The sequence below is a fragment of the Mesobacillus boroniphilus JCM 21738 genome, from assembly GCF_000517385.1.
Classification (GTDB): Bacteria; Bacillota; Bacilli; order Bacillales; family Cytobacillaceae; genus Mesobacillus; species Mesobacillus boroniphilus.
This window is the reverse complement of record NZ_BAUW01000027.1, coordinates 1-25,364: the sequence shown is the minus strand read 5'-3', so window position 1 is coordinate 25,364 and position 25,364 is coordinate 1. Positions and strand designations below refer to the sequence as shown.

General features: G+C 43.3%; 21 protein-coding genes and 6 pseudogenes. 5 read left to right on the top strand and 22 right to left on the bottom strand.

Annotated features, from left to right (window positions below):
• Positions 1-52: 52 nt before the first annotated feature.
• The 6 genes from JCM21738_RS09780 to JCM21738_RS09760 form a co-directional block, all read right to left on the bottom strand.
• Complete coding sequence (locus JCM21738_RS09780) at positions 53-1,360, bottom strand: UDP-glucose dehydrogenase family protein (RefSeq protein ID WP_031308288.1); 1,308 nt, start codon at positions 1,358-1,360, stop codon at positions 53-55.
• Position 1,361: 1 nt separating this feature from the next.
• Positions 1,362-2,258, bottom strand: a complete 897-nt coding sequence (gene galU / locus JCM21738_RS09775) for a UTP--glucose-1-phosphate uridylyltransferase GalU (protein WP_023626780.1) — start codon at positions 2,256-2,258, stop codon at positions 1,362-1,364.
• Between the two features lie 284 nt (positions 2,259-2,542).
• On the bottom strand, positions 2,543-3,184 hold the full coding sequence (locus tag JCM21738_RS09770; RefSeq protein WP_243462975.1) for a HipA family kinase: 642 nt from the start codon (positions 3,182-3,184) through the stop codon (positions 2,543-2,545).
• Positions 3,181-4,287, bottom strand: a complete 1,107-nt coding sequence (locus tag JCM21738_RS09765) for a glycosyltransferase family 4 protein (RefSeq protein ID WP_023626778.1) — start codon at positions 4,285-4,287, stop codon at positions 3,181-3,183. Before JCM21738_RS09765 ends, JCM21738_RS09770 begins: the two co-directional genes overlap by 4 nt.
• 102 nt (positions 4,288-4,389) lie before the next feature.
• Positions 4,390-4,686: a UBA domain-containing protein gene (locus JCM21738_RS22410; RefSeq protein WP_148296087.1), complete on the bottom strand. Its 297-nt coding sequence runs from the start codon at positions 4,684-4,686 to the stop codon at positions 4,390-4,392.
• 47 nt (positions 4,687-4,733) lie between these two features.
• Positions 4,734-5,276 (bottom strand): hypothetical protein, encoded by a 543-nt coding sequence (locus JCM21738_RS09760; RefSeq protein ID WP_052019643.1) that lies wholly within the window; start codon positions 5,274-5,276, stop codon positions 4,734-4,736.
• A gap of 205 nt (positions 5,277-5,481) precedes the next feature.
• Here JCM21738_RS09760 and JCM21738_RS09755 point away from each other — a divergent pair, with 205 nt between their 5' ends.
• Both JCM21738_RS09755 and JCM21738_RS09750 read left to right on the top strand, forming a co-directional pair.
• Positions 5,482-6,267 (top strand): hypothetical protein, encoded by a 786-nt coding sequence (locus JCM21738_RS09755; protein WP_023626776.1) that lies wholly within the window; start codon positions 5,482-5,484, stop codon positions 6,265-6,267.
• 205 nt (positions 6,268-6,472) lie between these two features.
• Positions 6,473-6,855: pseudogene (locus JCM21738_RS09750) on the top strand (SET domain-containing protein).
• Between the two features lie 40 nt (positions 6,856-6,895).
• Here the strand turns inward: JCM21738_RS09750 and JCM21738_RS25705 are convergent.
• The 10 genes and pseudogenes from JCM21738_RS25705 to kynU form a co-directional block, all read right to left on the bottom strand.
• Positions 6,896-7,459 carry an ATP-binding protein gene (locus tag JCM21738_RS25705; RefSeq protein ID WP_243462974.1) on the bottom strand — a complete coding sequence of 188 codons (564 nt, stop codon included), beginning with the start codon at positions 7,457-7,459 and terminating at the stop codon, positions 6,896-6,898.
• Positions 7,414-8,358, bottom strand: a complete 945-nt coding sequence (locus tag JCM21738_RS25700) for a PAS domain S-box protein (RefSeq protein WP_243462973.1) — start codon at positions 8,356-8,358, stop codon at positions 7,414-7,416. Before JCM21738_RS25700 ends, JCM21738_RS25705 begins: the two co-directional genes overlap by 46 nt.
• A 135-nt stretch (positions 8,359-8,493) precedes the next feature.
• A pseudogene (gene hemY, locus JCM21738_RS09740) lies at positions 8,494-9,898 on the bottom strand (protoporphyrinogen oxidase).
• A gap of 671 nt (positions 9,899-10,569) precedes the next feature.
• Positions 10,570-11,367 (bottom strand): ABC transporter permease subunit, encoded by a 798-nt coding sequence (locus tag JCM21738_RS09735; protein WP_023626771.1) that lies wholly within the window; start codon positions 11,365-11,367, stop codon positions 10,570-10,572.
• 170 nt (positions 11,368-11,537) lie between these two features.
• Complete coding sequence (locus tag JCM21738_RS09730; protein WP_243462972.1) at positions 11,538-12,179, bottom strand: ABC transporter permease subunit; 642 nt, start codon at positions 12,177-12,179, stop codon at positions 11,538-11,540.
• Between the two features lie 3 nt (positions 12,180-12,182).
• Positions 12,183-13,068: pseudogene (locus JCM21738_RS09725) on the bottom strand (ABC transporter ATP-binding protein).
• Positions 13,069-13,116: 48 nt separating this feature from the next.
• Positions 13,117-13,746, bottom strand: a complete 630-nt coding sequence (locus tag JCM21738_RS09720; RefSeq protein WP_023626768.1) for a TetR/AcrR family transcriptional regulator — start codon at positions 13,744-13,746, stop codon at positions 13,117-13,119.
• 139 nt (positions 13,747-13,885) lie between these two features.
• Positions 13,886-14,512 carry an arylformamidase gene (kynB, locus tag JCM21738_RS09715; RefSeq protein ID WP_023626767.1) on the bottom strand — a complete coding sequence of 209 codons (627 nt, stop codon included), beginning with the start codon at positions 14,510-14,512 and terminating at the stop codon, positions 13,886-13,888.
• 202 nt (positions 14,513-14,714) lie between these two features.
• Positions 14,715-15,544 (bottom strand): annotated as a pseudogene (kynA, locus tag JCM21738_RS09710) (tryptophan 2,3-dioxygenase); the annotation flags it as partial.
• Between the two features lie 16 nt (positions 15,545-15,560).
• A pseudogene (gene kynU / locus JCM21738_RS09705) lies at positions 15,561-16,846 on the bottom strand (kynureninase).
• Between the two features lie 134 nt (positions 16,847-16,980).
• On the opposite strand from kynU, the gene JCM21738_RS09700 reads away from it, so the two are divergent.
• On the top strand, positions 16,981-17,220 hold the full coding sequence (locus JCM21738_RS09700) for a hypothetical protein (RefSeq protein ID WP_023626764.1): 240 nt from the start codon (positions 16,981-16,983) through the stop codon (positions 17,218-17,220).
• 26 nt (positions 17,221-17,246) lie between these two features.
• Here the strand turns inward: JCM21738_RS09700 and JCM21738_RS09695 are convergent, their stop codons facing one another.
• On the bottom strand, positions 17,247-18,221 hold the full coding sequence (locus JCM21738_RS09695) for a hypothetical protein (protein WP_243462971.1): 975 nt from the start codon (positions 18,219-18,221) through the stop codon (positions 17,247-17,249).
• Between the two features lie 224 nt (positions 18,222-18,445).
• Here JCM21738_RS09695 and JCM21738_RS09690 point away from each other — a divergent pair, with 224 nt between their 5' ends.
• Entirely contained in the window at positions 18,446-19,573 is a 1,128-nt protein-coding gene (locus JCM21738_RS09690; protein WP_023626762.1) for a CAP domain-containing protein, read from the top strand.
• A gap of 558 nt (positions 19,574-20,131) precedes the next feature.
• Here the strand turns inward: JCM21738_RS09690 and JCM21738_RS09685 are convergent.
• Both JCM21738_RS09685 and zupT read right to left on the bottom strand, forming a co-directional pair.
• Positions 20,132-21,372: pseudogene (locus tag JCM21738_RS09685) on the bottom strand (S8 family peptidase).
• A gap of 260 nt (positions 21,373-21,632) precedes the next feature.
• A complete protein-coding gene (gene zupT / locus JCM21738_RS09680) occupies positions 21,633-22,442 on the bottom strand; it encodes a zinc transporter ZupT (RefSeq protein WP_023626760.1) in 810 nt (269 codons plus the stop codon).
• Positions 22,443-22,805: 363 nt separating this feature from the next.
• On the opposite strand from zupT, the gene JCM21738_RS09675 reads away from it, so the two are divergent.
• Positions 22,806-22,991: a hypothetical protein gene (locus JCM21738_RS09675; RefSeq protein WP_023626759.1), complete on the top strand. Its 186-nt coding sequence runs from the start codon at positions 22,806-22,808 to the stop codon at positions 22,989-22,991.
• An 82-nt stretch (positions 22,992-23,073) separates the two neighbouring features.
• Here JCM21738_RS09675 and JCM21738_RS09670 read toward each other — a convergent pair whose 3' ends face one another.
• From JCM21738_RS09670 to JCM21738_RS27305, 3 genes are read right to left on the bottom strand one after another with little or no spacing between them, the layout of a single operon-like run.
• A complete protein-coding gene (locus tag JCM21738_RS09670; RefSeq protein ID WP_023626758.1) occupies positions 23,074-23,952 on the bottom strand; it encodes a peptidylprolyl isomerase in 879 nt (292 codons plus the stop codon).
• Positions 23,953-23,965: 13 nt separating this feature from the next.
• Positions 23,966-24,757, bottom strand: a complete 792-nt coding sequence (locus JCM21738_RS09665) for a S1C family serine protease (RefSeq protein ID WP_369385704.1) — start codon at positions 24,755-24,757, stop codon at positions 23,966-23,968.
• The gene (locus tag JCM21738_RS27305; RefSeq protein WP_369385703.1) at positions 24,676-25,167 is read right to left on the bottom strand and encodes a hypothetical protein; all 492 of its coding nucleotides are present in this window, start codon (positions 25,165-25,167) and stop codon (positions 24,676-24,678) included. The genes JCM21738_RS09665 and JCM21738_RS27305 overlap by 82 nt, the downstream gene beginning before the upstream one ends.
• Positions 25,168-25,364: the final 197 nt, after the last annotated feature.

The following is a 25,364-nucleotide window of genomic DNA, read 5'->3' as shown; positions in this document are numbered from 1 at the left end:
AGTAACATTCACAAAACAAACAAAAGAAGGAATGAACTTAATCATCCCCTCTTTAAATAACTGCCGGCCTCCCGACTGGATAATATTCAATTCGCCCACTGGCCTGGAGCAATACTTCATCTAAACAATTCCTGCCGTCAAAGATGATTCGCTGCTTCATGACATCCAATAGGGCTGCAACATTAAGCTGTTTGAATTCTTCCCACTCTGTGACAATAAACAAAGCATCAGCATCTTTTGCGGCTTCCATTGCTGAGTCGGCATACGTGATAACATCGCCAATGATTTCCCTTGCGTTGCTGGCTGCAACTGGGTCGTAGGCTGCAACCCGAGCTCCTGCTGCAGTTAAAGACTGTGCAATTTTTATCGATGGTGCTTCTCTCATGTCATCTGTTTCCGGCTTGAATGACAGGCCGAGCATGGCGATTTTCTTCCCTTTTAATTCTCCGAATCGTTTCAATGCTTTTCCTACAAGCAGCTCTTGCTGATGATCATTGATTGCAATCGTCTCTTCCAATAATGAAAATGGAATCCCTTGCTTCCTGGATGTGTGCAGCAGCGCTTTTACATCCTTTGGAAAACAAGAGCCGCCATACCCTATTCCTGCTTTTAAAAAAGCTGCTCCAATCCGCTTATCGCAGCCCATCCCTTTCGCTACATCCTCCACGTCTGCTCCTACGGCTTCACAAAGATTGGCGATTCCGTTGATAAAGCTGATCTTCGTTGCCAAAAAAGCATTAGAAGCGTATTTGATCATTTCAGCGCTTCTTACATCCGTCAATAATAACGGCACATCCAGAGGCCGGTACATCTCCTGGATTTTTTCAGAAGCACCCTCATCATCAGAGCCTATGATAATCCTGTCTGCTTTCAATGTGTCCTGGATGGCTGATCCTTGCCGCAGAAACTCCGGGTTGGAGACCAACTTGATTTCACAATTATTTTTCAACTGCCCAAGTAACAGCTGTTTCACATATTCATTCGTGCCAACCGGCACTGTACTTTTAATTACGACAATACAATCCCGGACGATATGTCCAGCTAGGTCCTTTGCGGCCTGCTCAAGAAAGCTCAAATCTGCCTGCCCATCATCACTCTGGGGTGTACCGACGGCGATGATTATGATTTCTGCTTCACTTAATCCTTGTTGATGTGAGGTAGTGAAAGCCAGTCTGCCTTCAGAGGAGTTATGAACGAGAAGCTCTTCAAGTCCTGGTTCATAAATTGGGGACTTTCCTTGCTTGAGGGTATCTATTTTCCTTTTATCAACGTCTATGCAAACTACTTCGTGCCCGATTTCAGCAAGACAGACTCCAGTGGATAATCCTACATAACCTGTTCCAAGTACAGCCACCTTCATTTCAGTCAACCACTCTCTTCATGCCCATCATCTCGTATACATCTTTTAAATACTGAATGACGTCATCCCTGGTATCTTCTCTTTGAACCGCAAAATCCATCGTTGCCTTGATGAAACCAATTTTATCCCCAATGTCATATCGCTTGCCCTCGAAATTATATGCCAGGACTGCCTGCCGTTTATTAAGCTCATTGATCGCATCGGTCAGCTGCAGCTCGCCGCCGAGGCCCGCTGGCAGATCAGCTAGCACATCAAATATTTCCGGCCTCAGTACATAACGGCCCATAATCGCATAGTTTGAAGGGGCCTTATCTTTCGCCGGCTTTTCTACCAGCGAGTCGATATAGAAGAGATTCGGCTCGAGGTTACCCCCCTTTGGCTTGATGATCCCATATTTGCTGACATCGCTATCAGCAACACTTTGAATGGCTACGACCGAGCTATTGCAGTATTCAAATACATTGATGATTTGCTTCAAGCATGGGGTTTCGGACATTACGATGTCATCGCCAAGCAAAACGGCGAACGGCTCATTGCCGATGAAACTTCTGGCGCAAAGAATGGCGTGACCCAGTCCCAGCGCTTCTTTTTGCCTGACATAATAGATATTTGCCAGGCTTGAAATATTCTGGACCTCTTCTAAAATATCAAGCTTATTCTTTTTTAATAATGCATCCTCCAATTCATAGGATTTATCAAAATGATCCTCTATCGATCGTTTTCCTCTGCCGATGATGATAATGATTTCCTCGACCCCTGAGGCGACTGCTTCCTCTACTATATATTGGATTGTCGGCTTATCAACGATCGGCAGCATTTCCTTAGGCTGTGCTTTTGTTGCCGGCAAAAATCGTGTCCCGAGTCCAGCTGCCGGGATAATCGCTTTACGGATTCTCATATGCTGCCTCCCTTTTTAATTCCATAGTCTTTTATATTCAATAGGAGAGAATCCGGTCACGTTAAAGGCCTATCATTCTGAAAATAGACTCCATAACGATAGGAAAATATGGTGGTTCATAACAAAAAACTCCCGGCCAAAAGGCAAGGAGTCAGTCACGCTTTTTACGTAATGGCAAATATACTTTTTTGGTAAATTGCTTTATCACCTTTGGCAAAAGTTTTTTCCGCCTCTTCACCAATGCAGTGACAATGGCTTTTTTCTCATCCTTCGAGACCTGCCAGTCATCTGATGATTGATACTATTTCTTCTATCAAGAAAATAGGGATTGTCTGGATAAGTTCAATAAAGTTGGGAAATTCCGACTCATCCTCCACAAAACTCGCCATAAGTTTGTGGGTAGCGCTTTTTATCATTTGGTTACTCAATTTTTCCAGATCAGAAAGCTTCCAATGATATGATCCCATGATTTCTGCCTGGTCGATCATCCATAAACGATAAGAGTCAGCTGATTCTTCCTCCAATAGAATATTCTTGCGCGTCCGGTCGCGGTTGCTAAGCCAATAGTCAAACACGATGATGCCCGCCAGTATCTCTTGGTTGATAATGCCTGGCACATCGGAAACCTGATGGCCATCGAGACAACCGGGAACATAGAGGGATGCAAATTGATACTGGGAAGCAGTCATTTGAGAGAGTTCGGGAATCTTGGAAATGAAAGTTTTCGGTATTTCGACTATCTGGGCGAAGGGCACAGGAAGTCCCAGATATCTGGCCAAACAATAGGAAACCCACTCATTTGGCAGGGTCTTTTCAAACCCTTCCTGAAAAAATTTGACAACGTAGTTCCTGCCATCGTCAAAGGTGATAAGGTGCGCGTTGGATTTGCCCTCCAATTTCCCGCGGTAAGCTACAGGCTTGATCATGGCCTTTTCACCCCCGTGCTATCACCGTGGACGATTTCGTATAATAAATCAATATACTCCTCTGCCACTACTTCGATCGCAAAATGTTCTTGTACATGCTTAGTGGCTGTGCTCGACATTTTTTTATGCATTTCAGGGTGGTCAAGGATGTTATAAAGCTGCCTTACTGCATCATCTACATTTTGTCCCCGATACAGTTGACCGGTTTGTCCCTGAATAACCAATTCCGTGACAGGTCTCATATTGGATGCAACCACCGGGACACCGCAGGCCATTGATTCAATAAATGTATTGCCGAACGATTCTGATTTAGTAGTAGCCAGTGTACATCCGCCAGATTTTCGGATTTTCGCATAAACGTGGGGCATTTGCTGGTACGGGATGACCGGGAACCACTTAACAATATCAGTCAGATTTTCTTCTTTCCATTTTGCTGCAAACTCTTCCCTCTGAACACTCTGCGCGCCTCCAATTACCCAAATTTCCACGTCATCTCGCTCACTTTTTATTTGTTTAGCAACTTCAATGAGCATTGGCCAATTTTTACGCTTATCAAGCCTGCCAATCCAGCCGATGACTTTCTTGTTTTCGGGCAGCAGCGGAACGCTGTTAAAGTCAATCTCGGACTCAGCCATTGGCTTGAAAAAGGAAGTATCGATTCCGTTGTAGATGACATTGATTGGTGCTGCTTCTGTCAGGATGGATACAAGTCTTTTTTGATAATTCGATGGGACGATGATTGATACAGGTTTAATTCCGTTGAACGATTTTATATGTGGCTCTAGCTTGATGATCTCTGGTGTCCTGGCTTCTATGATGACTGGTCCTGAATAATCAGCCTTTTCAAGCCATTTATAGGCAGCACCCGTATCCACCACAATAATCGCATCATATTTGTTTCTCTGGATGATATCGACAATTTCCCGTTTATCCTTCGTTAAGTATACGGGAGCAATATCCTTCATGATGTGAAGCCCTCCATGATCAGTCGTGTATAAAAATTCGGTATCAATTCCATGCTTTTTAAAAAATATCGCCCGGTTCCTCCAGCCTGCATTCACCCCGCCGACAGTTAACAACCTCCAGATCACTAAAACTTTCATATTGGTAGCTCCTCGAAAAAAAATTGGGCACCTCCTGAACAGATACTCTGAATGTTATTCCGCTTGATTCTTGTTTCTTGACTCTTTTATGAAACTAAGATATCAATCTTTATTTTTATCAGTTCCTTTGTCAATATCTGTTCCTTTAGCAAACCTTTTCTCTGTTCTTTCCCAATGTTTATCGATTGCCTCCATCACTCGGTCCGGCTCATACCCTTTAGCCAGCATTGTTTTCACCCATTCCTCTTTAAAAACCTTCCTGATAAGGCTTTCGAGCTGGCTTACATGTGCCTGTTCATCAGTTGTCAATAAGACCTTCTTGCTTAGAGTACTCAGTACATCTTTATCCGATTTCTTTTTAAGCAAGAGCTGATAAATTTCCCGTGATAAGTTTTCCATCCTCATATAGTACTCCCATTCTTCATAAAGCTCGGGTGCCAGCAATTTTACGTGGTGTAAAATTTTGCCTTGTTCTCTTTTCCGAGTGAGTTTAATAATTTACGCGGATATGGATATACACGGTTTCTCCATACTGTCCTCCCCACATCAATGACCTTTAAATTGCCGTCCCGCTGAATATAAATTTGCCTTTTGTGATGGTCGATCCTGTCAAATCCAACCTTTTTAAATGTTATCAGCAATTCTATCAACTTATATGAGAGCTGCTCCGTCAAAGGCTGGGATTGAAGGTATTCGCGTAAATCGACTCCCTTTATAGTTTCCATGACGATATAATTGTCCCCAGCGGCGTACAAAAGCGGAAACGAATTCGATTTTTGTCCCAAATACATGGCATAGTGCTCACGTTCACAGTCTTCTTTGTTCCCGTATACTTTTATACAGATTTCATCTGAGTAACGGAACACCGCCCCCTGTCGGCCCTTCCCAATCATCTCCAGTGGAGAATTATTGATCACCTCAACATCGCCATTTTCTATATTTTTCACCTGTATATCTTTTAACATCTTTTCAACATATTCAGTACTCACAATGCTCCTCCTTGCATACTTTTGATTTCACCACTATGCAAAATTTTCCTATTATTAATAAATTCAGCAAGCAGTCAATTTGGAAGGGCAGTCATCTATTAAAAACAAATTGTTTTACGGCGGGGTTGGTGTATGGGCCTAAGAAACTCTCACACTTTTTTCTTGCCAAGCAAAATGTAAAATAGTCTTGAAAGGAAGTGCGCACATGGCAAATTCAGCTGCAGGCTCTAATCAATCCTATTTAACCCAATATATCCCGCCTAAAGGCATGTATGAACAATTTGAGGATGAATCTGATTATTTCGAAAAGGTAAAAGAATGGGGACTCAGTACAAAAAAAGAATTTTGGTATAAGGATAGATACCAGCATTGTCTTGTTACAATTAAAGGGTATGAGATCTTTGGTGAAACGGCGGAATTTAATACCCTTGTCATTGAATTTCCAGATGGGACCTTAACTTGTATTCATCCTGCGTACCTGAAGGAGATGCAGTCTTCCAGCTTTGGTAAGGAAATCATCCAGCAAGCTCCCGGTGATGGAAACTCAGCTGTTGGGATGAAGACAAAGAAACCTAAAGCAGCATCTTCTGCAGAAACAACAGTGACAGCAGAAAAACCTGCAAAAAAAGAAAAAGCAAAAAAGGAAAAGGCTACCAAATTAGTGCTCCCAGAGGAAAAGGTTCATTTTACCGCGACGGTGAAGCAGTTTGCACTAAGCTGGAACCATTTCAATGAGGATAATGACGAAGTAGTCGTGTTCGAGAATGTCCGGATTGAACAGGCGGAACCAATTGAGGTTGGCCTGGCATGGGGCTCACACAGCAAAACACTGAAAAAGCACGAACTGGAGCCTGGGCAGCAGCTTGAATTCGACGGCAAGATCGTCAAAAAAAGCCTTCCAAAAGGTAAGGACGTAGAAGACGAGTCTATGCTTCTCGATGTATCAGTAGCTTACAAAATCAATAACCCTTCAAAAATCGCGAAAAAATAAGAATGGACTGGCCTCAATTGCCAGTTCTTCTTTTTTCAGAGAAGATAAATTGAATTAGCGCCGGACCTAGCAAATTATTGAATAAGTCGTGCTGGTGAATTCTTATGAATGAATAATAATCTTATATAAGTTTGCATTTTTTCCTAAAAACCGTCATGCTAAAAGGGTACAAACAACAAAGTAATAGAGCGAGCAGGTGAAAAAAATGATTGAAGTTAAAACTTCTGAAATTAGCGATGGTGAATTCAATAGAGGGGTTTTCGCAAAGCGTGATATTGCAAAAGGCGAATTAATCCATGAGCTCCGGTGCTATCCTATCCGAACGACCAGCATGTCCATATAGAGAAAACGGCGCTGGCGGATTATGCCTTCGAGTATGGCATTAATCATTCTGCCATACTTCTCGGATATGGAATGTTATTCAACCACTCATACGAGCCTAACGCAACTTATGAAATCAATTTCGACAATCACACATTTGATTTCTATGCCTATCGTGATATCAGCGCCGGGGAAGAAATTTTCATTAACTATAATGGGGAAGAGGATAATAACGATCCATTATGGTTCAACAAAGAAGAGGAATAAGAACAAAGCGGCTCCATCGGGAAGCCGCTTTTTCATTTGCCTATGTCTCCAAACAATCCAATTCAACAATCACTGTCGTCCCTTTGCCTTTTTCACTGACAATCTTCATCGTGCCATTATGCTCCTGGATGATTTTATTGCTGACGGTCAGTCCAAGCCCGATTCCTTTATCCTTTGTGGTATAAAAAGGCGTTCCAAGATATCGTAGCCGGTCCGATTCGATGCCTGTTCCTTCATCGGCAATGCTTACAAGTACTTTATCCGGTTCTTTCATCTGAAGGTCGATATAGATATTTCCGCCTTCAGCCATCGATTCAATCGCATTTTTCAGGAAGTTAAGAAATACTTGCTTTAGCTGGTGTGAATTGCATGACAGCTTGCAATTCTCTTCTGGGTAATTAGTGATGATTTGGACATTATGCATTAGTGCCTGCGGATGAATGATGTTAATTGTGCTGTCCAGGATTGACTTCAGATCTTCTTTTACATACTGCACCGCCTGAGGCTTTGCCAGTGACATAAACTCATTGACAATCGTATCGATCCTATCGAGTTCATTCATGATGATGGCAAGGTAATCCGCTTGCTTCTTCTTATCGAGCATGTCTGCAATAGCTTCGAAAACCCCTTCAACGAAGTCAGCGGGTTGCGGATTTCATGAGCCACTCCCGCTGCCAGCTGCCCGGTGATAGAAAGCCTGTCAAGATTCCGGATGGTCGCATCCTGCCTGACCCGGTCCGTAATATTCCTGCCGACACTGACAAAGGACTCTATCTCTTTGTTCTCATTATATATCGGTGAAAAATTGTACTCTGTGTAAACGGTAATTTGCTCACAAGTCGTAAACTTCTTCCGTAAAATCTGTGGTTCGCCTGTTTCGATAATTTCCGCCAGCTTTTTATCAAGAATGGCATCTTCCTCAGGAGACAAAAATTCACTCAGGCTTCTTCCTACAACTTGGTCCGGCTTCAGACTGATCACTTTTTCATGTGAGGGTGAAGCGTAAACAATCACCTTGTCCTTATTAATCACCTTGATCATGTCAGTCGTATTTTCGGTGATCAATTCATACAATTCCCTGGTTCTATTTAGTTCATGCTCCATGCTCACTATTTTGGTGATGTCACGGTAAATTGCAATGATCGCTATGATTTTCCCATGTTTATTTCGGAAAGGAGAATAAGAGACTGCAATATCCAGCATGTATCCATCTTTATGGAATCGCTTCGTTATCATATTGGTAAAAGCTTTTCCGTTTTTTACTTGAGAAATGATTCCTGGGACGAAATCTGGATTTGAAAACTCATAAAATGTTCTCCCAATCAGGTCTTCTTCTGTATAGCCGAAAATTTCCGTATACTTATGGTTGATTCTCAAAAATCGATTCTCCATATCGACAATAGCAAATCCATCAGCCGTGCAATCTAAAAATAAACTTAGCAGTTCATTAGGATTATAGATTGTTTCATCATCTTTTCCGAATATTGGAAAACTACTCCGCATAGAGATCTCTCCAAACTTTTTTATCCTTATAGTTCTATTTTACAGAAGGTTCCGACTTTTCAAAAGAAGTATTTGGTTATCCGCCTAATAAAAGTACAAACCGCTACCTGTGAAAAGATAGCGGAATGAATAATATTAACCCAGATAGAGTATTACTTTCTCCACTGCAGCCTCTGCCTGGTCGATACAACCAGGGATGCCAACTCCCTCAAATGACCCTCCGGCAAGGAAGACACCAGGGAGTTCCTCGTCGAGTTGCTTTTTGACATTGGCAATCTTTTCAAGATGCCCCACAGTATATTGCGGCATCGCTTTTCTCCATCTCGTTACGACATGGAAGATTGGCTTTTCAGTGATATTCATCGTCTTGTTCAAATCTTTCAACACCAGTTCGACGATTTCCTCGTCAGATAGTTCGACTGCTTCCTGGTCATCCGGTTTGCCGACATAGCAGCGGAGCAATGCCATATCTTCAGGAGATGTGCCAGGCCACTTCTTGTGTGTCCACGTACATGCGGTGATCCGGAAATCGCTGTTTCTAGAAACGAGGAAGCCTGTTCCATCGATATCTTTTTCAATTGCCGATTTCGGAAATGCCATCGCAACATTTGCCACCGAATTGGATGGCATTTCTTTGAATTGTTTCATGAATGAGTATTCCGATAGCATGCGCTGCGCATGGAAATGGTCCGTCGTGATGACGACACTGTCTGCTGATTCAACATCTCCAGTTTCAAAATGGACTTGATAATCATTGCCTGTTTTCACTACCTTTTTTACAGCCGTTCCTTTCACGACCGATCCTTCTTCCAGTCGGCTTTCAACACGGTGAATCAGCTCCTCGAGGCCCGTCGACAATGAGATGAACATTCCTTTTTTGGAGCCCGGCTTTTTAGCTGTTTTTAGCGGCTTTGGCATCGATTTATTCAATCCAATCACAAGGCTCCGATGCTTCTGTTCGATTTCATAGAAGTTCGGGAACAATGCCATCAAGCTGAGTTCATCAATATCGCCCGCATAGATACCTGACAATAGTGGATCAATCAGGTTGTCGACCACCTCGTCGCCAAGCCGATGGCGGAAAAAGGCTCCAAGCGATTGGTCTGCTTTCGGCTCGCCTTTCGGTAAAATAAAATCCCCCGCCGCACGCAATTTTCCCAGCGGTGAAAATAATCCCGATAACGCAAACGGGGTCACCTTCGTAGGAATGCCCATAAAAGAGCCCTCAGGCATCGTGTGAAGCTTGCCTCTCGCATAAATATAAGATTTCCCGGCAGTATTGGAGATGATTTTATCTTTAAGGCCAACTTCTTCTATCAATCTCATCGCACTCATTTTTCTCGCATGATAGAATCCGGCCCTCTTTCAATGACAAAGCGTCCCGCTTCTCAGTGCTGATGACACCGCCAAGGCGATCGCTTGCTTCAATCAATTTCACTTTGATGGGCAGTTGCTTCTCCCTTGCTTCTTTTTGGAGATAATATGCTGTCGCGAGTCCAGTAATCCCGCCGCCAACAACAATGACCTTCTTTTCATCCATTCCGCTCACCTAATCTTTAGTAATATTTTGATTATCCTATAGTTGAATTAACTAGGTATGTGCAGTTTTTAACATATTTAAAGTATAGCATCCTAAATTCAGAGGAAGATGGGAGTTTTTTTACTAAAATGTGAACGAAGGAGCAGACAGTGAATTTCGAATCACCAGGATGGGCAAGAACTGACCCACCCTACTGCAAAATGGAGGAAAATATACAGAAGTTGTACCGAATTCGTTTTATTTTGCGACAAATAGTTAGAGTTCACACTCCTGTGGAAGCATTTTTCGCTTGAATCATTTCACGTTCTGACTTATATCAGCGAATCTTTGAATATATCGACCACTTTTTGAATTTTATCAGCGGATTTTTGAATATATCGACCACTTTTTCAATTATATCGACCACTTTTATGATTATATTGACCACTTTCGTGATTATATCGACCACATGGCATCCATCCTCTATTCCAGAACAAAAAGCGCAAGCGCCTCGATCAGCCCCGACAAGCGCTGGAGGGCCGACCAGTGAAGTCGTTCTTTGACTTCATTGGTCGGACCGAAGCGTCTCGAGGGGCTAGGCGCTGGAGCTGGATTAAGAAACTTCATGAAGTTATCCAGAACTCAAAAATTTTATAGTTTCCTTAACTACAAAAAATCCCGGTTGCCCGGGATTAAACATTCATATCTCTTTTTCGATAAAACACGTAGGTCACGATTGTGAACCCTAGCAGCAACAAAGCGGACAGTGTCAGATAAAGCGGTTCGAAGCCGCCTTCCTCCAAAACTAGCTTTGCGTCATAATATTTAAATGGAGTCAGGAACTTCAACCCATCCAGCTTTTCATTCATATCAATTGCTATCGATAAAATGAAAAGGATAAGCAGGATTCCTGTTGCCAGCGATGTGGCTTTTTTCGCATTTTTATAGATAGCAGCGATTGCGGTTCCGATAACCAGGAAGATCAGCTGCAGAATAAACATCCCGATCATCAGCATGGTGATATCCCCGGTCACGTTCACACCTTCCCCATATTTCTGGACCATTCCCACAGAAGAAGCGAAGGTCACAATATTGAAAATCAGGATATTGACCAAAGCGGCTAAAAGCTTGAAGGTTATCATCCTCGTTCTCGAAACTGGTTTGACGAGCAGGAACTCGACCGTCTTGTCACGCTCTTCCTTGGCAATGATGTTCGAGCCGAGCATCGCTGCGTGGATGGCTCCCATCACAGCCAGGTATAAGAATATGACTCCGTAATAACCAATCGGTGTTGACAGATCAAGTGAACCCGTTCCCATGATGGCCTGCAGCGATTTAGGCATATCGGCCATCAGCGCATTCATCGATTGCCCGGTCCCTTCCAGGCTTGAGTACTTGCCCATGCCCGCGGCGACCATGAAGATGACACCGATACTCCAAATGATGAGCGACTTGCGATTTGCTTTCATTTCCCTTTTAAAAAGATTCATGACTTTCCCTCCTCCCTAAACGGAATGGACATCTTTTTTTGCGTAAAAATAATAGCTGGCCGAGACTGCAGCGATGATAAAAATTACCCCGGCTATGACAAATGAAGTTTCATAGCTTGAATGTTGTGTGATGTACGTTGAATCAAAGTAATTGAACGGCGTCAAATATCTTAATGCTTCATCTTCAGTCGTCGACTGATCATCCCGAGCATGAAAAATCCGAAAACAGTACCGAGCGATACTGAAATCACCGATTTAATTCTTGGAAAAATTACCGAAACGATAATTCCCAGTGCCATGAACATAAGCTGGATGAAGAACAGGGAGATAGCGATCATGAACAAAGCTTCTTTGTTAAAATCGTCCCCTTCAACAATAGCTGCCATCACGAAAGTTGCTGCGATAAAAATAATGTTGGTGATAACCAGAGAAACCAGCGCTGCCAACAGTTTGGAAGTGACTACCTGAGTCCTTGTCACTGGCTTAGTCAGCAGAAAGTCAGCTGTCTTCTCCCGCGTTTCCTTTGATAGAATCGAGGTTCCAAGATTCATAGCCTGGATGGCGCCCGCCAGCTTCAAGTACAAAAATGCATAGGAGAAAAAACCAATCAATGTCGCGATGCTGTCAACCGAAAGTCCAATCGCTTTCCTCAACTCTACCGGGAAGCCTTCAAGCAGCTTCTTGAACTCTTCCGCATCCTTTGAGAAGGAAGGAAACATAGATAAAAACAACACGACCATCGCCACCAACGACAAGGTCCATATAATTGTCGATTTACGGTATGCCTTCAGTTCATGAAGGAATATATTCATTACCTATTCCTCCTTTTCATAGTAGTGCATGAAGATCTCTTCCAGGTCAGGCTCCTCGACCCAGAGGTTCGCAATCTCAATTTCAGCAATTTTTTTCATGATGGAATTGATGTTGCCTCTGAAGAGGAAGCTGACCGATCCACCATCCTGCTCAAGCTGGTTCACACCGTCAATAATTGAAAAGGTTTTTATCGATTACGGAATTGGTTTCGATTTTGAATTTCTTGTAAGTGTTTTCTTTTAACGTGCTGATTTTCTCGACGGTGACAATCCGGCCGTCTTTGATAATTGCGACCTTGTCGCACAGCCTTTGCACCTCGCTGAGAATATGGGAAGAAAACAGAATCGTCGCGCCTTTCTTGTTTTCTTTTTCAAGAAGGTCAAAGAACTTCTGCTGCATGAGCGGATCCAGCCCGCTCGTCGGTTCATCGAGTATGATCAGCTTCGGTTCGTGAAGAAGCCCCTGGACGATACCCACCTTCTTTTTGTTCCCAAGCGAAAGGTCATCGATTTTCTTTGTTAGGTCGAGCTCCATTATGTCAGCAAGCTCTTTGATCCTTTTGGTGCAGTCCTTCTTGTAAAAGCTGGCTGAATACTTGAGCAAATCCATGACCTTCATATTGTCATAGTAAAATACCTCAGATGGCAGGTAGCCGATATCCTTTTTGATTTCCGGAGCTGCAGTGATGATATCTTTACCAAATATCGTCGCGCTGCCGCTCGTTGGGTAAATCAATGATAGCAACGTCCTGATCGTCGTTGATTTCCCCGCGCCATTCGGGCCAATGAACCCGAAAATCTCCCCTTCCTTCACATTGAAACTAACATCTTCAATTCCCCTGGCCTTGCCGTACAATTTCGTCAGATTTTTAATCTCAATCACGTTCATGCCAGACCCTCCCAGATACTTTTTCTTTAGCTCTTCATTCTCTTTTTCTTAGACATTCTTGTAAAAAGCCTTCTTCATCATCTCAATATACACTTCGACTTCTTTGAATGCTTCATCAAAGTCGTGATGTGCTTTGTTCAGCTTTTTGGCTTTTTCTAATTCCTGGTTGCTAAACCCCTGGAGCGTCCACATGATGATATTGATGGCTCTTTGGATGTCGACTCCATCTCTGAACATGGTGATGTCGATATTCTCGAATAATCGACTATAGCTTGACTGGATTAGCTCTGTATTTGTGTTATTCAATATCTCCTTTACTTCTTCAGTGCTTTCCATGGATGCCGCCACCATGAAGTCGAATACCTCAGGATGCCTCGCCATCAGTTTATTTTTCAGGATCATCAGCGTTTTCATCCGTTCGAAAATGTCGCGTTCATCTAGGTCCAATTCATTGAAGAACTCTTCTACCATTACATCGGCGAAGTGGTTATAAAGGAACAGATAAAGTTCTTTCTTGTTATTAAAATAGTGGAAAAGCAGGCCCTTCGAGATGCCTGCTGATTTGACGATTTCATTCGTGGATGCATTTCCGTATCCTTTCAGGGCAAACTCCTTTAGAGCGGCGTTCAGAATTCGTTCTTGCTTTTCAGGATTCAAGCTTAAAAATTTTGAAGACATAACGCCCTCCTTAAATTCTTATTGACCACATCGGTCAATTACATCTTACTCCCCATTGACCAATATGGTCAACACATTTCCATCTAAAATTTTCGACAAAAAAAAGACTGCACCAAATGGCAGCCTCCCTCATCTAACTTTATTTAATTTCACGGATCACAGCTCTGACAGGACTGCCGTCTGCCTGTTCCAGCGGCAGAGGCAGAGCAGCGAGCTCGTATTCTCCTGGTTCAATTTTATCAAGCACCAGTCCTTCAAGGATATGAATGCCCTGGTTGTTCAATTCATGATGGGCACTCAGTTCCTTGCTATCCAATGGATCGACCGATGGCAGGTCAAGGCCAAGCAATTGTACTCCTTGCTCAGCAAGATAAGCAGCCAGTTCCGGCTCGATATGCGGAATTGATTCCGGGAACACAGTCTTATCCTGCCACGCGTCCGTACGGATCAACAAACGCTTGACTCCCTGCAAATCCAAAGATTCTACTTCCTTAACTCCGATACTGGCTGGATTTTGCAAATGGATGACCTTTGCAGGACCGATATAAAGGTTAAAGTCCAGATCGATCACTTTTTTTCCATCGTTTTCGAAATGGAAAGGGGCATCGATATGTGTGCCGGTATGCGTGCTCATTGTCACCTGTCCAACATTCACGGAGCCGCTTTCTTCCATTCCCCAGCTCACTTCATAATGAAATGGAGTGTCTCCCGGCCAAACAGGAATTTTATCATTTAAAACCTGCGAAATATCAGTCCAATTTCCCATACTGTTTCCTTCTTTCTTTTAAGCTCTTTTCTCAAACTATTGACTACAAAATAGAATGAATGAACTTTTTCTTTGCATCCTTGACTCCTTTATAAAGAGAAAAGAGCATGCAAACTTAATACCGACCAGCAAAATGGCTTTATATACGTTAAAATCGGCTTTAGGATTTTAACAACAATCTCTAGTAATCAGCCTTATTTTATAGCTTCGTCCTCAGGTCCATAGCTCAGGGAAAAATCGGTGGTCTACGACCTTTTTCAAATAGGATACACCGGCAGAGCCGCCTGTTCCAGTTTTGTGGCCGATAATTCGTTCAACCGTACTCATATGGTTGAAACGCCATAGCTGCTGCTGGCTGCCGATATCGACCAGCTTCTCCGCTAGCTCATATAAATCCCAATATTGATCGACATTACGATACACCGTCAGCCATGCTTCCTCAACACTGGCATTTGGCTCGTATGGTGCAGACCAATCACGATTTAGGGCCGAATCATCTATCGGCAGGCCGCGCATCGCCATCGCACTGATCGCCGCATCATAAATTGAGCGTTCGTGCAGCGCATCCTCCATGATTTTATACAGGTCGGCATCGTGCTTATAAACAGATAGAACATGGGATTGCTTTTGCCCCAAAGCAAATTCGATCAAACGGTTCTGGTAGGATTGGAATCCTGACGAATGGCCAAGCTTGTCGCGGAACTCCATATATTCAGCTGGAGTCAGCGTAGAAAGCACACTCCATGACTGGATCAGCTGCTGTTGGATCCTCGACACCCTCGACAGCATCTTGAAAGATGGCTCCAGGTCATTTTTGCGGATGCAGTCAATCGCTGCACTTACTTCATGTAAAATCAGCTTCATCCATAGCTCGCTAGCCTGGTGGATGATGATGAATAACATTTCATCATGGTGATCAGACAAGCGGTGCTGGCTCGATAAGATGTTATCCAACTGCAGATAACTTCCGTATGACAGCTCTTTTGAAAAATCGGTATGAATTTCATGTGAAGTTTTTTGTTCTTCCTTCATGCCAGGTTCCTCCCTCTTACGCCACAACTTCGCGCTCATTGCTGAATTTCTCGTATAATTTTTTATCCATTATTTCTTTTAAAATCTGGACAGAATTCCAGACGTCCGTGTAAGAAGTGTAAAGAGCACAGGTGCCAGGCGGACAATGTTCGGAGCGCGGAAATCAGGGATGATTCCTTTTTCCTTCAAAGCCTTGCAAATCCTTGCTGCTTCTTTATGCTCAAGACTGACATGGCCGCCACGTTTAAATTCTTCAACAGGACTGCCAATTTTAAAACCTGCTTCGCCTAACTCATGCTGAATCAGGTCCATTAGATATTGATTAATCCTCAATGATTTTTCACGGATATTCTGAATTCCCGCCTCGGCGAACATTTCCAGTGAACCGAGCAAAGGTGCAAGGCTTAGCACATGTGGTGTACCAATTTGGTAGGCACCAGCAGTCTCTGCAGGTGTCAGGACATGCTCCATATCAAACTGTTTATCTTTCCTTGAACCGAACCAGCCGGCAAGACCAGGCGTCGTGCCGAAATGCTTCGAGTTCACATAAAGACCTGCTACAGCCCCTGGCCCGCCATTCAGATGCTTATAATTGCACCAGTAAGCGAAGTCGACTCCCCAATCAGAGAAGGCATGCGGAATCGCACCAATTGAATGGCATCCATCGAACCCAATCAGGATTCCTCGCTCGTGAGCTGCCCTTGTCAGCCGCTCCATATCGAGGATTTGCCCGCTGCGGTACAGCACAGTCGGCAGCACGACAAGCGCAATTTCTTCGGTCATTGCTTCAATGATATCGTCCTCAACAAGAAATCTTCCGTCCCTGCTTTGCACCCTGACCAGGTGCGTATCCGGATCATAGCCATGGATTCTTAGCTGGCTTTGAAGCGCATAGATATCGGACGGGAAATTCAATTCATCAGCAAGAATTTTTATCCTCTTCCCCTCAGGCTTATAAAAAGTAGCCGCCAGCTGATGCAGGTTGACTGTCGTGGATCCGCTTACAATAACCTCTTCAGGAGCAGCACCTACAAGCGGAGCAGTCAATTCTCCTAGTTTTTCAGATAAATAGAACCACGGATGGTTGCCTTCCATCCAACCATCGATGCCAAGCTCGCGCCAATCAGCCAATGATTCAAGCAATGTTTGCTCAGCACGTTTTGAAAGAAGGCCAAGCGAGTTTCCATCAAGATAGATTGAATCAGGTTTCAGGTAAAATTCATCCCGGTAACAGGCTAATAGATCTTCGCGGTCAAGCTGTGCGGCAAATTCCGCATCAGGTTGAAAAGAATAAGGCTTCATCATCATCTCTCCCATTCCATTTGCAACTAGAGAAATCGTAACAAAGAACAGAAGCAAGCGTCAACAAAAGGTCTGATAATTAAGAAATGCGGAAGCGCCTTGGTCAGCCCCGACAAGCGCTGGAGAGCCGACCAGTGAAGTCGCTCTTTGACTTCATTGGGCGGATCGAAATCGAAAAGTATAGCCGACTGTCAAGAAACGCAGAAACTGGAGGCTCCGACAAAGAAGCGCTTTTTGCTTCTGCCGGCGGAGTTGAAGTTTCGGAGTTTCTAGGAGGCGCCACTAGACAAGCGACTCGAGGGGCTAGGCGCTGCAGCTGGACACTTCTCGAAGTGTTAAATCCCTTTTTTACAAAAAGAAAAACAGCCCCATGAGGCTGCTTAAGCAAATCGATAATAAATCAAAACAAATGTCGATAAGAGAAAATGAAATTCAAGAATATAAAGACGAATTGGTCCACTCTTGTTTTGTGCATTTTAATAGGCGGATTATAAAAGGATACGCCTTCGATGATGAAGATGATCAAGACAATATGGATCATAAAATGGCCGATTATTTCTGTAAATCCGAATAGCATCGTTGTTAAAATAAAGATGGTGGTGACGACAAATCCCAGCACTCGATTCAAGATACCGACTACCAGCAAATAGCCGACCACAAATTCAACAAAAGCGGCCATGACGATGAAGGCTGCTGGTTCAAAGCCGAAGGTAGGTACCTGATGGTTTGCGACGATATCGAGCGACATGGTTGGGTACACCCATTTTTCAACGGCGACCCAGCATAATGAAAGTCCTGTCCCCAAATACAGGAACGGGAAGCCGACGTTCTCAAGCTTAGTGCTGCCAACAAGCAGGACGCCGATAATTGCTACATAAAAACCGTAATCAAGCATATAGAATATACCATGCTTTACAGTGACCATTATGAATAGGACCAGTAAAATGGATGCCCCTAATTTTGTTGCGATATGATGCGGAACAAGGAGCAGGCCAATCGTGATCCACGCTAGAACCGTCATCAAGATGCTGTCCAACTGGAACTCTGGTGCAAACAAGGTACCATTTGTGACCTGGATGATCAAGGCGACTGCCGTTCCGTATTTCAATAAATATCTGGAATATTTCCGGAAGCCTGAAAGGAAGTCATCCCACTTTTTGATCAGCGGCATTTGAGCCATTTTTGGAATAATTATAGTCAATGAAGCGAGAACAACTGCCGCCAGTAAGGCAAGGCCCATAAATAACGGCGATAATATATTTTCAATACTTTCTTTCTTTGGCGCAACTTCGGTAAACCACTTTACGTGAGCATTTGTATAAAAAGGGGTCAGAATAAGTCCTAATCCAATGATGATTTGTAACAGTTTTTTCACTATAAAACCTCCTGGCATATAAACACTATCTAGATAGTAATAATACTACTGAATCATAAGATATTAGCAGCTGAGTTTTGAACATTATGTGAATAACTTCACATATACTGACTCTGGATAGTTTTACTATAGAAAGTTTGCCCCGTCACCAAGCTAGTATGCTTTTTTAATCAAGTATTAATGGGTATATTGGTGATAAGGAACTAAGGATGGTGAGAAAACCCTTGAGACGTTTATTTCCACTTTTAATTTTAGGAGCACTGCTTTACTTTGCATGGCCATTTTTAACGAATGAAAAAGATCTTCACAATATAAATACTGAAATAGAAAAGTTAAAAGAAAATCTCGAGCTCAGCAAAGCGTTGGAAACGGTGAACAGCGGGATTAATCAGCTGATCTGGCAGCTTAATGAGAAAAAGGAAGAATTGACGCAGGATGAGCAAAACCTCCTGCCAAAAGTGGCTAAACCAGAGCTGGAAACACCTTCTGAGAAAACATTCACCATCCATAATATTGGCATTGGCGATGCGAGGGTTGAAGTAGAAGCTCAGCTTGGCACACCGAAACGTGTTTCCGTAAACGAGTACGGAACAGAATGGAATGCTTATCATGAGAATTTCCAAAACTTCATCATGGTTTCCTACAGTAAAGAAGGAGCTGTGAATGCTCTCTACACAAACCAGGATTTGATTGCGGCTAAAAATGGAATCAAGTATGGTGCTTCAAAAGACGCAGTCCGTCAGGCGCTTGGGGAACCACTTAGCGAGATCAGGAAAGGACTTGTCTATTATCAGTTCCAAAAAGACCAGGATTATGACGTCTATAATATGGATGACAGCTACGTGACGGTTTTTTATGATAAACATAAGAACAACACCGTGACGGCAATCCAGATGGTCAGCGAAAAACTGGAACAAAGTAAGGCAGGCTTTTATACGGAGGCCAGTGAGGCATTGAAGGAAGGGTTTGAATACCAGCTGTTTGACCTGACCAATGCTTCAAGGTTGGCGCACGGTCTTGGCATTCTTACCTGGGATGACGAGGTGAGAGTGACTGCCAGAAAGCACAGTGCCGATATGGCGGAAAACTCGTTTTTCAGCCACACGAATCCCGAAGGCCAATCGCCTTTTGACAGGATGGAAGAGGATGATATTGCATTTTCGGTTGCTGGGGAGAATCTTGCGTATGGACAGTTCAGCAGCATCTTTGCCCACGAAGGACTGATGAACTCGCTCGGCCACCGTGAAAATATCCTGAAATCTGTCTTTAAGCTGCTCGGTGTCGGTGTCGCGTTCGGTCCGAAACATGAGCCTTATTTTACCGAGAATTTTTATAGTAAGAAAAAGTTTTGAACCGAGTCACTCTGGCTCGGTTTCTTTTTTACTGCTGGAAAAAATCTCGGATAATTTCCAATTCGCTATAAAAATGAATTTTTCGCTATAAAAACGAAAAACTCGCTATAAAAATCAGAAAGTCGCTATAAAATTAAAATTTTCGCTATAAAATCTTTTCTTTTATGTGAATAGGCATGTTCAAGTCTAGTTTTTAATCCAAGTTACTACCCTTTTTCATACTTGAATCATTTTATTGGCGGTTTTCACAATTTTATTGGCGATTTTCAATTTATATTGGCGAAAAAATAAATTTATTGGCAATTTCCACTTACTTATTGGCTAAAATCGAATTTTATTGGCGAACTGGAAATTCCGAGCACTTTTTTCCAGTTCGCAGAATTATTCAGCAAAATGCGGAGGTCCTTTCATGTGCAGATCAGCCTACCTCCTGTCGAGTCCCCTTCCATTTATCGCTGCAAATCAGCCTACCTCCTGTCGAGTCCCCTTCCATTTATCACGAAAGAAACAAAAAAACCGCTCAATCGACCGTCGATCAAGCGGTTTTTCATACTATATTTACTTCACACGCGGGAATCCAAAGCCTGAAGCATAGTCATCACCAGATGCTGCTCCTGATCCGCCAAGGATGTCGTTAGCTTTTGCACGGTTCTGAAGCTCAGCACGAAGCTGTGTATGGCTCATGCTTGGATTTGCTGCCCAAATCTTCGCTGCCAACCTGAAACGTGCGGAGTTGCCATTGAAGTACCGCTGATTGTATTATACGATCCGTCAAACCAGGTTGATTCGATTGCTCTTCCTGGTGCAGACAGTTCCACATCACGCTCCTGGATGACAAAGTCACCATCCGTAGAAGGGTTTCCGCGGGATGAGAAGTCAGCGACACGGTATGTACCGTTTTCCTGAACATCTTCTAAAGCTGCAACTGCTACTGCATTGACAAGGGCACCTGGATAACCAATTGTATTGGCGTTAGGTCCGCTGTTTCCAGCCGCTGCAACTACTAGTACGCCTTTTCCATATGCATAATCCACCGCATCGGCAATCAGCGTGCTCTTGCTGCTTGATCCAAGTGACATTGAAATGACCACGTTGGAACCAGTGCGGACCGCTTCGTCTGCCGCATGCTGGATAGCGCCGGCGATATCATCGGAATAGCCTGAGCCCTGGTCATTCAGAACCTTGTAAGCCCAAAGGTCTGCTTCAGGTGCTACCCCGTAAATTCCCTGGCCAGATCCTCCATGCGCCAGGACAGTACCTGCAACATGAGTTCCATGACCATTCTTATCTGAACAAGATCCATTAACCAATGGTGATCTGCGGTTAGTAAAATCCTTACATTGCTCATCGCTGCCGGTTAAGTCTGCATGGGCAACATTGACACCAGTATCGAGAACCGCTACCTTGACGCCACCACCGCCAGATGTAGCTTGAAGATTACTATCATTATAGATTGCTTCCATCCCCCATGGTGTACGGTCTGAAGGAACAGCCTGAGCATCAGCACCCGGCTTGGCTTCCAGCTGTACCTGGGAAACGGTTTCTACATAAAGGGTCTTATTTTTCAAGAGTGCCTGGTATTGCTTGGCATTAACAGTTGTTGTAAAACCGTTCGCCCCGAAATCCCATCTTGTACCGAACTGATCCTTTGCCTTAGCTTGTTCAGCTTTCGGACCCTGAATTAATACCCGGTAAGAATCCTGTGCCTCTGGTGCCTGGCCAAATGCCCCAGCCGTAAACATGGATAAACCCATTGTCATGCTTAATAGTGCGGCTCCTAGTACTTTCTTCTTTTTCATTCAACCACTCCTCTGCATTTTATGGTGTTGCGGATATTACAAAATCTATTATATTTGAAATATTCTGATATTAACAATATGCTAAACTATTCATTTTTGAGTCTTTAGAATCAGGAGTATATGCACGTTTACATAAATGTCACATGTAAATAGTACTGTTTTAAAATTTTCCCAATATCAATGGAACTAAAAAGAGTGACCATTTTTTGACAGGTCACTCTTTTACATTGGAAAATAATAGGATATTGTGCACTTGTATTTTAAATAAAAAGCAGTAAGCTGACGGCCATTACTGCCATCCCAGCAATTAAACCGTAAATTGCTAGATGTGATTCATCATATTTTTTTGCCGCCGGCAGTAATTCATCGAGTGAGATGAATACCATGATGCCAGCTACTGCAGCGAAAATGACGCCAAACATAATGTCATTCAGGAATGGCATTAAGAATAGATATGCTGCAAGTGCGCCTATTGGTTCGGATAGACCTGACAGAAATGATAGTTTAAAGGCTTTCTTCTTATCGCCAGTCGCAAAATAGACCGGTACGGAAACGGCAATTCCCTCAGGAACGTTGTGGATGGCAATCGCGATGGCAATTGCCACACCCAGAGCCGGATCCTGGATGGCCGAGGTGAAGGTTGCAATTCCTTCAGGGAAATTGTGTATCCCTATCGCGAGAGCTGTGAATGTCCCCATTTTCAACAGGGCAGCATCTTCGGCAGGTTTTGAAGGAGGATTCATATCCTCGACTTTTTTCAGTTCATGAGGATTTCCCTGCTTTGGTATGAACTTATCGATCAAGGCAATTAACAGGATACCCGCGAAAAAACCGCCGACCGTTGCCCAGTTGCCTAATTGCACGCCCATCGCAGAAACGAGGGAATCCTTCGCTTTGACGAAGATTTCAATCATCGATACATAAATCATCACACCTGCTGAAAACCCAAGTGCAATTGAAAGAAATTTTGTATTGGTCCGCGATGTGAAAAAGGCAAGAATGCTGCCGATTCCAGTGGCAAGACCTGCAAACAGTGTCAAAGCAAATGCGAATAAAATTTCCTCTGTCATTTTTTTTCTCCTTTGAATATCAATTTTGAGCCTGCCCAAAGAATTTTTCAAAAGGAAACAATAATCTTTAATTTATGCCACAACACGAAATTTGTTTCATGAACGAAACTTTTGGCATTTTTATGACTAAATGATGGTTGGATACTAAAATGTTTCCTTTGGTCAACTTTTAGGGTGCAGGACTCCATCTGTAAAAATAATATATGCATTTGGATTAAAAAGTTTCCTTTGGTAAACAGTTTATCGCAAAGGAAACTTGACCTGCAACTAAATAATTTTAGAATTTTTATAATTCGCGGCATTCTTCATTAAGAAAAGCGCAAGCGCCTTGTTCAGCCCCGACAAGCGCTGGAGGACCGACCGGTGAAGTCGCTCTTTGACTTCATCGGGCGGACCGAAATCGAAAAGTATAGCCGACTGTCAAGAAACGCAGAAACTGGAGACTCCGACAAAGAAGCGTTTTTTGCTTCTGCCGGCGGAGTTGAAGTTTCGGAGTTTCTAGGAGGCGACACTAGACAAGCGTCTCGAGGGGCTAGGCGCTGGAGCTAGACACTAATCTAAGTGGATAAATTTATGCTTTCTTATCCAGTAAAAAACCCTCTGCAAAACGCTGCAGAGGCTCAATAACTAACTATAGATAACTTTTAATTTCATATTCTGCTTTTTTCTCCTCCAGCCAGTTTGGGTACGCGGCCTGGATCTTCTGGTCGAATAATAGATCCTTAATTTCTTCCTTGTGGTCAACAAACTCTGCGGCCTTCGCTGCTTTTTTATCAACAAGCATGATGATATGGTAGCCAAACTCTGTTTTTACTGGCTCACTGATTGCATCGATTTCCAATGCGAAAGCTGCCTTCTCGAATTCCTCTGCCATTTCTCCCTTTCCGAAAAAACCGAGGTCTCCACCGTTATCAGCATTGCTTGAATCTGTTGAATATTCTTTTGCCAATTCAGCAAAATCATTTCCATTATCAATCTCTTTCTTGACCTTCTTGGCCGTCGCCTCATCTTCTGCCAATATATGGCTCGTCTTCACCTGTTCCTCTTGGTCGAAAGAATCTTTATTTTCTTCGAAATATGTCTTCATCTCTTCTTCAGTCACATCGATAGAAGGTCCGATTAATTTTTCCGCAAGCAAATAAATTTCGATATCCTCCCTGATTCTGTCCATTGAAACCTGGTTTTGCTCAAGTGCCGAAGCAAATGCTTCTTCACCGCCATATGATTCCTGCAATTTTGTTAACTCCTCATCTATCTCATTCCCTGTCACTTTTACCTTTTCCTTAGAGGCTTCCATTTCAATTACTTTGTTAGTGATCAATGTATCCAATATATCTGCACCATACATTTCCGCTAATTTCGTGTTCAATTCATCCTTCGTGATTTTCTCCCCATCAATGCTCGCTGCAGTTTCTGTTTTGTTAAAAGCTGTCGCAAAAATCAGGAGAAGTCCTAAGAAAACTGCTGTAAATATCATTAAGAATTTATTATTTTTCATAATAGAAATCATTATTTGCCTCCATTTATTCTGCGTTAGCAGCAGACAATGCTACCTTTAAAGTTTGCTGCTTGCCATCACGGTATATTTTCAATTCGACACTGTCGCCATTTTGAAGTTTTGTATACATATATCTCCTGAGATCACTTGCATTTTCTACTTTTTCATCATTGATCCCGACGATGACATCCTGTTCCTTGAGTCCTGCTTCTGCAGCCGCAGAATTAGGGTCAACATAGGTAACCATCGTACCTGAATCCAAGTTCTCTGGCAGGTTGTCGAGATACATATCAGGAATTCGCGCCAAGTCTGCAAGGCTTACACCCAAATAAGGACGTTCCACTTTTCCTTTTTCAATCAGCTGGTTGACGATTGGCAAAGCTTCATTGCTCGGAATCGCAAACCCGAGGCCTTCCACGCCATTTTGTGATATTTTCAAGCTGTTGATGCCAATTACTTTACCGTCTGTATTGATTAACGCGCCGCCGCTGTTGCCCGGATTGATGGCCGCGTCCGTCTGGATCACGTTCATTTCCCATTCCCCAGCAGAGGTCGGAACTGAAATCGAACGGTCTATGGCACTAACGATTCCCTGAGTCACTGTCCGCGATAAGTCGAGGCCAAGCGGGTTGCCGATGGCAAGCACCTGGTCCCCAGCCCTTAATACAGATGAATCACCAAATTCGATGACATCCGCTGCTTTGGCGGCATCAATTTTGACAACAGCTAAATCAGTCAATGCGTCTGCCCCGATGACTTCTGCATCAACTTTCTTTCCATTGTAGAGGGAGACCTCAACCTTTGAAGCACCTTCAATGACATGGTTGTTTGTGACGATGAAGCATATTTGCCCTCTTTTTTAAAAATAACCCCAGAACCAGATCCGCTCTCAACATTGCCCTGGCTTTGCGAGAATGGACTGCTTTGCGATTGGATATTGGTGATGCCGACAATTGATTTCGAAGAAGTTTCAATGATATCAGCAATTGATCCAGAGCTTTTTGTCGAAGTTGGGGTCGTGACGATATTTGAATTACTATCTGTAGCTGATTCCGTTTGAGGCTGCAGCTGATTTCCTGCGTCTGCTTCTGTAAAATTCACCGCCGCTAGTGTAATCGCCGAACCGACTACCCCAGCCATAACAGTGGACATTATGCTTTTGAATTTATTTGATTTTTTGACCGGCACCGGTTCCTGGTACCGGGAATGCTGTTCAAATCCGTTCATGGTTTTTCCTCCTCGCTTCTAACTTGTCTTCATCTTAACCAGAAAATATGAACAAATTATTAACAAACTGAGGCAAGGGTTTTAAAATATGGGGAAGATTTTGCGGTAAAGGAGGATTATGAATTAGACTTGCCTGATACTCTAGGGCTACAACCGTAGAATTTCCTCTGTCCAAGAACAAAAAGCGCAAGCGCCTC

What these genes read in the sequence shown, in the direction of transcription:
- JCM21738_RS09780 (WP_031308288.1), bottom strand. Translation starts at nt 1,360, where the DNA reads ATGAAGGTGGCTGTACTTGGAACAGGTTATGTAGGATTATCCACTGGA.
- galU (WP_023626780.1), bottom strand. Translation starts at nt 2,258, where the DNA reads ATGAGAATCCGTAAAGCGATTATCCCGGCAGCTGGACTCGGGACACGA.
- JCM21738_RS09770 (WP_243462975.1), bottom strand. Translation starts at nt 3,184, where the DNA reads ATGATCAAGCCTGTAGCTTACCGCGGGAAATTGGAGGGCAAATCCAAC.
- JCM21738_RS09765 (WP_023626778.1), bottom strand. Translation starts at nt 4,287, where the DNA reads ATGAAAGTTTTAGTGATCTGGAGGTTGTTAACTGTCGGCGGGGTGAAT.
- JCM21738_RS22410 (WP_148296087.1), bottom strand. Translation starts at nt 4,686, where the DNA reads ATGGAAAACTTATCACGGGAAATTTATCAGCTCTTGCTTAAAAAGAAA.
- JCM21738_RS09755 (WP_023626776.1), top strand. Translation starts at nt 5,482, where the DNA reads ATGGCAAATTCAGCTGCAGGCTCTAATCAATCCTATTTAACCCAATAT.
- JCM21738_RS25705 (WP_243462974.1), bottom strand. Translation starts at nt 7,459, where the DNA reads ATGCTCGATAAGAAGAAGCAAGCGGATTACCTTGCCATCATCATGAAT.
- JCM21738_RS25700 (WP_243462973.1), bottom strand. Translation starts at nt 8,358, where the DNA reads ATGCGGAGTAGTTTTCCAATATTCGGAAAAGATGATGAAACAATCTAT.
- JCM21738_RS09735 (WP_023626771.1), bottom strand. Translation starts at nt 11,367, where the DNA reads ATGAATCTTTTTAAAAGGGAAATGAAAGCAAATCGCAAGTCGCTCATC.
- JCM21738_RS09730 (WP_243462972.1), bottom strand. Translation starts at nt 12,179, where the DNA reads ATGAATATATTCCTTCATGAACTGAAGGCATACCGTAAATCGACAATT.
- JCM21738_RS09720 (WP_023626768.1), bottom strand. Translation starts at nt 13,746, where the DNA reads ATGTCTTCAAAATTTTTAAGCTTGAATCCTGAAAAGCAAGAACGAATT.
- kynB (WP_023626767.1), bottom strand. Translation starts at nt 14,512, where the DNA reads ATGGGAAATTGGACTGATATTTCGCAGGTTTTAAATGATAAAATTCCT.
- zupT (WP_023626760.1), bottom strand. Translation starts at nt 22,442, where the DNA reads ATGACAGAGGAAATTTTATTCGCATTTGCTTTGACACTGTTTGCAGGT.
- JCM21738_RS09670 (WP_023626758.1), bottom strand. Translation starts at nt 23,952, where the DNA reads ATGATTTCTATTATGAAAAATAATAAATTCTTAATGATATTTACAGCA.
- JCM21738_RS27305 (WP_369385703.1), bottom strand. Translation starts at nt 25,167, where the DNA reads ATGAACGGATTTGAACAGCATTCCCGGTACCAGGAACCGGTGCCGGTC.